Source organism: Streptomyces sp. NPDC037288 (assembly GCF_055603265.1).
Window position 1 is genome coordinate 1 of record NZ_JBVJVY010000113.1, and the last position, 7,208, is coordinate 7,208.

Genomic DNA, 7,208 nt, shown 5'->3' on the forward strand with positions numbered 1-7,208 from the left:
AACCAATTGGAAACCCGGCCATCCGCCGGCCGCACCGGCCAACGCCGGGACAACCACGCTGGCCGAATCGTCCTTCACCACCTCGAAGAACGAGCGGAGTTCCCAGAGATCGAGGAGGCCGGGGCGGTATGCCATCGCCGTTCGATCACCGACCGGTGCCTGCACTGAGCGCTGGGCCAGCGGCAAGATGTATTGATCACGAGCGTTGTTGACGGATACCGGGCTTGATCATGGCGAAGGCCTGCGCCACACGGAGGTCTCGTGTCCCACCGTGATACCCGGCTGACCGTTCACGGCAGACAGCTGCTGATCGAGCGTGTCCGTTCCGGCCGTCCCGTCTCGCATGCCGCGCTGAGATGGGGAGTTTCCCGGGTCACGGCCCACAAGTGGCTGCGTCGCTGGCGGACAAAAGGCGAGGCCAGACTGCGTGATCGTCCCAACCGACCGCACACGGCACCGCACGCCCAACTCCAGCAGCGGTAGAGGACCGAGTGTACCGCCTCGACAGGAGCACAAGCTGGGCCCGGCTCGCGTCGGGCCGATCCTGGGCCTGCCGGGCCCGACCGTGCACCAGGTCCTGGCCCGGCAGGGAGTGAACCGCCTGGTGCCTTCTTGGACCGGCCCACAAGGCAGGTCATCCGCGCCGCTACGAACGCAGCCAGCCCGGCGAACTGGTCCACGTCGGCGTCAAAAAACTCGGGTGCACTCCCCGACAGCGGAGGCTGGCGTGTCCACGGCCGTGCCGCCTTGCCCCGACTGCCCTCGCCTACAGCGAAGTCCACTCGTCCGAGAAGGCCGCCATCTGTGCGGTGCGCGACTCGCTCATCCGCCTGCAAGAGACGTACCTCGACGTACCTCTGCCGGCTCCGGGCCGACCCGCAGCACGGGGCTGACCACCGACCCGGCGCCCGCCCCGCGCTTCAGCCCGTCATCGCCTTGGGCGCTCGCACCCTCTCTGAGCCGGAGAGGGTGCTCCGTCGACGACTGAGAGTCTGCGAGCGCTGGCACGGCCTCCTCGAGGTGTTCCTCGCAGCCACTGGCCTTACTCTCGACACACTGGACCTACAGAGATCTATATTACTTTTATGGCGATTTGTTCGACCGGGAAAGCGGCGCCACCCGTTGGGCAGCATCTATATGACGGTTCCTCGCAACCGGACGACTTGCAGCGACTCTACGTCCCCGATCCCCAGGGAGCGGCCACTGTCTCTCTCAAGACCAGGAATCAATCCTGTGCTGTGACCGGTTACCGCTGACGCTTCTACAGCGGTTCATCCCATCGCTGCGTCTCGGGGCGCGGCGCTCGACCCCTCCTTCTTCGTTACTGATGATCATCGTCTTCATCCCACAGAGTGAGGATGGACGATCGCTCCTTCCCGACTGCCGATGACTACGTTGGGGTGAAGAAATGCCGTTAACCCCCGAGGACGTGCGGAACAAGCAGTTCACGACCACACGCCTCCGAGAAGGCTACGACGAGGACGAGGTCGATTCCTTCCTCGACAAAGTTGAAGCCGAACTGACCCGTCTGCTCCGCGAGAACAAGGACCTGCGTGCCAAGCTGGCCGCTGCCACTGGTCCCAACGCGAAGAACCAACAGAGCGCGGACCAGCCCCCGGAGCAAGACCAGCAGCAGAGCATGCGGGCCCCCAGCGCTCTACCAGCCGGCATACCGGGCCCTCCGCAGCAGACAGGTGGCCCGTCCCAGCTACCGATGAGCGTTCCTCAGCTGGCTGGAACGCGTGACCAAGGCGGCTCGCAAGGTTCCAGCCCGATGGGTCAGGGCGCGGGCGATCCCAGTGGCGACAGCGCCGCGCGAGTCCTCTCGCTGGCCCAGCAGACCGCCGACCAGGCGATCGCCGAGGCTCGCTCCGAAGCCAACAAGATCCTCGGCGAGGCCCGCATCCGCGCCGAGGGTATCGAGCGTGATGCCAGTGCCAGGGCCGACGCCCTGGAGCGGGACGCGCAGGACAAGCACCGTGCCGTCATCGGCTCCTTGGAGTCCGCCCGTGCCACGCTGGAGCGCAAAATCGAAGACCTGCGCGGCTTCGAGCGCGATTACCGCTCGCGCTTGAAGTCGTATCTCGAGTCCCAACTGCGCCATCTGGAGCTCCAGGACGACGCCCCGCCGCCCCCACCACCCCCACCACACAACCAGGCGGCCTCGTCCTTGCCTCCTTCCATCACCCCATCTGGCGTCGGCAACTCCCACGGCGGCAATCAGACAATGGGTGGCACCCCTCCGCCACCTCCGCACTACGGCGGCCAGCAACACATGAGCGCCACGATGCCCCCGCCCATGTCCCAGGCCCGCCGGCAGGATGCGTCCCCGATGGGCCAGGCGCCGTTGAAAAGCCACGGATTCCTGATCGAAGAGGACGACGACTGAGCGCCGGACCCTGGTTCGACAACAGCGTCGCAGCTTCCCACAGGGCCCGGACTTCGGTCCGGGTCTTGCCGACTGGCGACCTCCAGACCGGGGCTCGAACCACGCCGCCCATCATCGATAGCCGCGCTACGCCGACGCGACACCGCTCTGCGCTAAGACGCGATACGACTGTCCCACCAATAGGGCGAACAACCCCTGTGCCTCGCCCGTGCGTACCTCGTGCCCCTGGACTCATCGCCCTTCGCGCGCTGAAGACAATGTCGCAGGACCATCCCGGGGCCGACCGGGTCACCGTCATACAGTCACCTCGGATCGCCAACGACGCCTACGACGGCCCCTGCGCCCCCTCCACCCGACCGCCTGGGTCTGCTCCAGCGCGGAGAAGGGCTCTGCTCGACCAGCCTGCTCGCACTGGGTAGATCAAGCGGCCTGCGACCGGACCGGACCGCAGCGCTGTCTCGATCTTCGCGACGGTGCAGGCGGGATCGCGCAGCAGGTCGCGCAACCCGACCGCGTCTTCATGTCTGGTTGGTAACGCCTGTTACCAACTCCGCTCGATGTTCTCCACCATCGTCTGACAGGAGCAGCATCGTTACGGCCTCCCCCACGGCGCCTGTTCCCGGACGGGAGTAGGTGCATCGCCGATGAGTCAGGTCAGGACTCAGGGACACGGGACCCGGTCGGAAAAGATGTGTACGCATCTCAGCCGTGGCCGCTGATCGCTCTAGGGCGGCAGGCAGCGGTGCCGGTGCCGCCCGGTACCTTCCCGCACCGACGGAGAGAGTCGACCGGCTCACCGGCAAGCGGTTCGACGCCTGGGTGCAGCACGCGTTCAGGGGAGCCCTGGTTCGGTGCGACGCCGACTGTGGCGCAGCTGAAGCCAATCCCACTCCACGGTCAGGTAGGGCTCGGTCCCAACCGGGCTGCGTGTCCCTCGATACGCCCGAGGCTATCGGCAGCCATCGCCGCTCTCTCGGGGCCCGTGCCTAGCTCAAGCCTGGCCGTGGACGGACGTGTTGCATCAAAGCGCGACCTCCAGCGCCAGAATTCACAGAATGTGAATCGTCAGGCAGACTCCCTGCCATGGCACGTCTCATCAGAAAGTCAGCTGCTCCCACAAGGCCATTGCTCAAGGTTCCGGTTCGGCTGGGAGCGGTCGATACTGCGGCTCTTATCGGTGAGTTGCGGCAACTGCACGAAGACGCCGAGGACGAGAACGTCGGCCGGATGCCGGCCGACGAGGAGCTCTACCAGGCCCTGCTGTATCTCGAAGCCCACGCTGGTGCCTTGAAGAGCGAGGAGGCGCGGCGTAAGGCCGCGATCACCCGTGTGAAGTTGTGGGAGTACCTCCGCGAACAGGCTGACGTCCGTCAAGGGAAGGCCATTGAGGATGCCCGGGCCGCGAAGGTGGAGTGGACCGCCCTCGCCGAGCCGCTCGCTGTGAATACGGCCAGCGCTGCCTACAACAAGGCGAAGCGCCTGCGCGCGACAACGCTCATGGACCCGGAACGCGGCGATCGGCCCGTGCGCCGCACCCCTGAGGCCGTTCTCGTAGCCGAGCGTCGCGCTGCCGCCAAGGCCGCGGCTGAACGCCGTATACAGGAGGAGGCGGCGCGCCATCACGCACTGCTGGCTCCGGTCGCACAGCGCCTGATCGAGCACCGGGCGGGCTTGGATGACGATGATGAGGTCACCTTCTGGCTCGACCAGATCGCCGCGGTGCTTCCTGACTGTGAGACCCCCACTCAAATCGTCAGTCTCGGAAGGTACGTGGAAGCTGTAGTCCGGGAGTTGAAGAGAAGCGAGCGGGAGAGCGCGCGGCCGGCGGCGAGAACCAACGAGGCCCGCCTCGCGTACGCGGCCGCGACGGCAGTTCTCTCCCGCGGAGGCAAGGCTCCCTAACAACGCCTGGGTCCCCTGTGCTCAGGACGCTCGCACGCAGGCCGTTGAGGTCTCCCTATTACGCCGTAATAGAGAGACCTCACCTCGGCATCCCACGATCAGCTATTACGGCGTAATAGGCTCCCGTCGCCCGGTTCGGCCCTCCCCGGCTCCCTCATGCGCCTCTACCTAACGTGTCGGTGCTTCCAAAGAGCGCGAACGTTAGTAAGCTGTCGTCCATGAGTACGCCAACAACCTCCAACGACCGCGAGAAGGTCGTCTCCAAACTGCCGGGAAGGCTCCGGCAGAACCTCAAAGTCAGAGCCGCGCAGCACGGCATCGAGATTCAGGCAGCCGTCGAGCAGGGCATCAGGGACTGGTGCGGCCTCGCCTCTACCCCCGCGACCATCGAAACGTCGGGGGCCGACTCCTTTTCCACTTTCCTGCCACCTGGTCAGTGGGACGAGTTCCGCCGAATCGTCAGCGACCGCCGCGTCTCACTGATTCAAGGCCTGGCGCAGTCCGTGCAGTTGTGGCTTGACTCCAACCCCGCCCCGGACGTTGCACGGCCTGAGATCACCCGGCGCATCATCGTCTGTAACCAGAAGGGCGGCGTCGGCAAGACAGCGATCACCGCTGGTCTCGGTGAGGCACTTGCTGAAGACGCCAACAGCCTGCACTCCGTCCGGGTGTCCAGGGCACTCACCAAGGCCCTGCGCGCCAGCGACACGCATTCCGACGACGAGTCGGCCAGTGACGACTCGCTGGACATCGAAAACCTACCCGGTCTCGGGCTCCGCGTCCTGCTCGTCGACTTCGACCCTCAGTGCCACCTCACCAACCAACTTGGGGGGGCGCCTCTGCCGATGAACGGCGACAGCCTCACTAATCACATGGCAGGAGACCCCAAGGGTGATCTCCGCGATCTCGTTGTCTCCATCGATGACGACGCCTTCGGTGGCCGACTGCATCTTCTGCCCGCCTGCAATGACGCCTTCCTCCTTGACGTCCGGCTGTCCGCCGTACGGGCCAGGGAGGCGGCGCTGGAACGCGCCCTCGCCCCACTCGAACAGGATTACGACGTTATCGTTGTTGACTGCCCGCCCAGCCTCGGCCTCAGCATGGACGCCGCCGCGTACTACGGTCGTCGCCGCGACGGTGAGAAGCCCGGCCAGTCCGGCGCATTGATCGTCGTGCAGGCCGAGGACAGCTCCGCAGACGCCTACGAACTACTCACTACCCAGATCGACGACCTGCGTGGCGACCTCATGGTCGACATCGACTACCTCGGCATCGTCGTCAACCTCTACGACTCCCGCCGCGGCTTCATTGCCACCTCTTCGCTGCAGGGGTGGGTCGACATAAAGGATCCACGGGTCGTCGGGCTCATCGGCGATCTCAAAGAACAGAAGGAAGCAGTACGAATGAAGCGGCCCCTGCTGTCCTACGCGCCCAAGTCGCAACAGGCGATCGGCATGCGCGCGCTGGCCCGGGAGATCGCATGAGCAAGGCCGACCAGCTGGGAGCGGGCCGCTTCGGCGGTGGAGTGCGTCCAGTGAGCGCACGCCGGCAGGCCGTCGCCGCCGCGACAGGAGTGCCCACCGACGCCGTCGCCCCGCCCACCGAGCTTCCGCCGCACCGCATCAGCGTGAACCCCGACAACCCCCGTTCCACCCTCGGCGATCTCACCGATCTCGTGGGCAGTCTGAAAACTCACGGCCAGAAACAAGCGATCACGGTCATGAACCGCGACGCTTACATCAAGGCCAACCCAGACCGCGAAGCAGACCTCGAACCCGACACGACCCACGTGGTCGTCGACGGCAGCAGCCGCCTCGCGGCTGCCCGCGAAGCCCAACTCGCCATGGTCAAGGTCATGGTCAGTGACGACCAGGGCGCCAACTCCGAAGAACTTCTCGAATCTGCCCTCGTCGCCAATATCCATCGCCAAGACCTCCCGGAACTCGACGAAGCCCGAGCCCTCCAGCGTCTGTTGGCCATCCATGGCAGCCAGACAGCGTTGGCCAAGCGGCTTCACCGATCCCAGGGCTGGGTGTCACAACGCCTCGCTCTTTTGAATCTCACGCCCGAACTGCAGCGCCGCGTCGGCGATGACCCCATCGACCTGCTGCGCGCTGTCGCCAGCAAGCCTGCCGCAGAGCAGGAAGCAGCACTCGAGCGGCTGAAGGAAGAGCGGGCCAGGAAGGAAGAAGAGAAGCGCGTCCAGAAGACGCCTCGAAGCGAGGCGCCGACCCAGCAGGAGCCCGCTCAGCGCGACAGCTATTACGGCGTAATTGGGGACGGCGAGTCGGGCGGAGCGTCTCTCGGTGGCGAGGTCGAGCAGTCCCCCAATGATGGAGGACACCAGCCGACCCGGACGCCGGACGACTATTACGGCGTAATAGAGGGAGACAAGCCAGACACATCACCCTCCAGCGGTCAATCCACTCAGGCCGCCGATCAAACCGCACAGCAGCCGGTACCCGAGCCTCGGACGGAAGCGCCCACCGCTCGCGACACCGAAGAGACTCAACCCGGCCTTCAAACCCGCAAGGTTCCGTACAACGAGCCTGGCAGCTTGGCGACGCTCCTCGACCTCAAGATTGAATCTGACGACGCCTTCTTCGATCTGCTGCGGCTCCTGGGCGTGAAGGCCCTAGAGCGGGATGCCGCTCGATTCGAGCAGCTCGCTCGCACCCTGGCGGAACAAGCCGCCGCTCGGATTGCCTGAAGCCAACGGCTTCCTGAGAGGGGCCCGCTCTGACGTCAGAGCGGGCCCCTCTATGTGAGACGGTCCCTCCCCCGGCGGTTGTGGGGAGGGACCGTTTCCGTGGTGCTGGGTTGTGGGTTTCTTAGATGGCGGCTCCGGTGGTCTTGCGGCGGCGGAGGTAGTAGCCGGCGCCGAGGGTGAGCAGTCCTGCGGCGGCGCTGCCCACGG

General features: G+C 65.7%; 5 protein-coding genes and 1 pseudogene. 5 read left to right on the top strand and 1 reads right to left on the bottom strand.

The window, feature by feature from the left end; all coding sequences use genetic code 11:
• Nucleotides 1-186 (bottom strand): hypothetical protein (locus ACZ7GZ_RS41530; RefSeq protein ID WP_471032839.1); only part of this gene is annotated, 186 nt, incomplete at its 3' end.
• 75 nt (nucleotides 187-261) lie between these two features.
• On the opposite strand from ACZ7GZ_RS41530, the pseudogene ACZ7GZ_RS41535 reads away from it, so the two are divergent.
• The 5 genes and pseudogenes from ACZ7GZ_RS41535 to ACZ7GZ_RS41555 form a co-directional block, all read left to right on the top strand.
• Nucleotides 262-809 (top strand): annotated as a pseudogene (locus tag ACZ7GZ_RS41535) (leucine zipper domain-containing protein); the annotation flags it as partial.
• Between the two features lie 599 nt (nucleotides 810-1,408).
• Nucleotides 1,409-2,389 carry a DivIVA domain-containing protein gene (locus tag ACZ7GZ_RS41540; RefSeq protein ID WP_471032841.1) on the top strand — a complete coding sequence of 327 codons (981 nt, stop codon included), beginning with the start codon at nucleotides 1,409-1,411 and terminating at the stop codon, nucleotides 2,387-2,389.
• A 1,083-nt stretch (nucleotides 2,390-3,472) separates the two neighbouring features.
• Entirely contained in the window at nucleotides 3,473-4,291 is an 819-nt protein-coding gene (locus ACZ7GZ_RS41545; RefSeq protein ID WP_471032843.1) for a hypothetical protein, read from the top strand.
• A gap of 218 nt (nucleotides 4,292-4,509) precedes the next feature.
• Complete coding sequence (locus tag ACZ7GZ_RS41550; protein ID WP_471032844.1) at nucleotides 4,510-5,775, top strand: ParA family protein; 1,266 nt, start codon at nucleotides 4,510-4,512, stop codon at nucleotides 5,773-5,775.
• Nucleotides 5,772-7,001: a ParB/RepB/Spo0J family partition protein gene (locus ACZ7GZ_RS41555; protein WP_471032847.1), complete on the top strand. Its 1,230-nt coding sequence runs from the start codon at nucleotides 5,772-5,774 to the stop codon at nucleotides 6,999-7,001. The genes ACZ7GZ_RS41550 and ACZ7GZ_RS41555 overlap by 4 nt, the downstream gene beginning before the upstream one ends.
• Nucleotides 7,002-7,208: the final 207 nt, after the last annotated feature.

Bases quoted from the DNA above. Each gene is read 5' to 3' on its own strand.
- ACZ7GZ_RS41540 (WP_471032841.1), top strand. From the start codon at position 1,409: ATGCCGTTAACCCCCGAGGACGTGCGGAACAAGCAGTTCACGACCACA.
- ACZ7GZ_RS41545 (WP_471032843.1), top strand. From the start codon at position 3,473: ATGGCACGTCTCATCAGAAAGTCAGCTGCTCCCACAAGGCCATTGCTC.
- ACZ7GZ_RS41550 (WP_471032844.1), top strand. From the start codon at position 4,510: ATGAGTACGCCAACAACCTCCAACGACCGCGAGAAGGTCGTCTCCAAA.
- ACZ7GZ_RS41555 (WP_471032847.1), top strand. From the start codon at position 5,772: ATGAGCAAGGCCGACCAGCTGGGAGCGGGCCGCTTCGGCGGTGGAGTG.